Source organism: Exiguobacterium sp. SH5S13 (genome assembly GCF_004337085.1).
Lineage (GTDB): Bacteria > Bacillota > Bacilli > Exiguobacteriales > Exiguobacteriaceae > Exiguobacterium > Exiguobacterium aurantiacum_A.
This window is the reverse complement of the sequence record NZ_SJUS01000067.1, coordinates 1-1,023: the sequence shown is the minus strand read 5'-3', so window position 1 is coordinate 1,023 and position 1,023 is coordinate 1. Positions and strand designations below refer to the sequence as shown.

Genomic DNA, 1,023 nt, shown 5'->3' with positions numbered 1-1,023 from the left:
AACTCGGCGCCGGCGGCGTGGCTCTTCTCGATGAGGCGAGTCAACTGCTTCCCGTCCGCCGCCTCGCCTGACGTGACGACGACGGCCGTGATGATGCCTTCTTCCGTCATCGCGAGGTGATGCTTGTAGCCGAAGAAGGAGGAGTCGGCGCTCTTGTGCCCGGTCCGGGCATCGCTGTCCTTGGACACCTGTAGCTCGACATGCGCGTCCTCGGCGAGCTCGCGGACACGGTTCACCCTGTCGCGGATGTGCTCCCGCATCATCAGCTCGGGCATCTCGGACTCTACGGTCTCCGCCACGGCGAGCGCATAGGCGAGCAGCTGGTCGATGTCGTGCTCATCGACTTTCTCAGGGAAACGCCCCTTCGCATCGGCCGATGCCTGATAGCACGCTTGGCGCAGATGCTTCGCCTCCTCGATGATCGCCTGCCCAATCGGCTTCTGCCCGTACCGGGCCCGGGAATGGGTCGAATCGACGATCAGCGTCCGTCCCTTCAGCAGCCCCATCTCTTTCGCGACCTCGACCGTGTGTGCGAGCAGTTTGTCGAGCAGTTTGTCGTCGTCCATGCGTTGGCGGCGGAATTTCGTGAGCGAGGACGGGTTGATGACGCCGTCCTCCGGCGCGAGATCCAGGAAATACTTATAGGTGAGGTCGGTCCTCGCCCGTCTGACGAGATCGACATCCGATAGGTTCGAGTGCGCCTTGAGGAACAGATATTTGAACATCCGGACAGGATGGACGGCCATCCGCCCGTTGTCGTGACAATACGTGTCCGCGAGCAGGTCGGTGACGAAATCGAACGATACGAGATCGTGGATGAGCCGTAGCTCGTCATCGGCAGGGATCAACAGATCGTAAAGCGCCGCATACGGGCTCGGCGGCATGTTCGGCAGGTCTGGCATCATCGGGATCGCCTCCAGGATGTGTAGTTATAGCCAGTTTAGTCCGAAACGGCAAGGACGTACAGCGTCGCCCCGAGGGCACGCCGACTCCCGGGGGAACAGCGGGCAAGGCGAGACCCAG

General features: G+C 62.0%; 1 protein-coding gene. It reads right to left on the bottom strand.

The genetic code is table 11. The features are described 5' to 3' along the window. A partial coding sequence (locus tag EVJ30_RS15015) for a transposase (RefSeq protein ID WP_145963178.1) occupies nt 1-905 on the bottom strand: 905 nt, incomplete at its 3' end. Between the last annotated feature and the right edge of the window lie 118 nt (nt 906-1,023).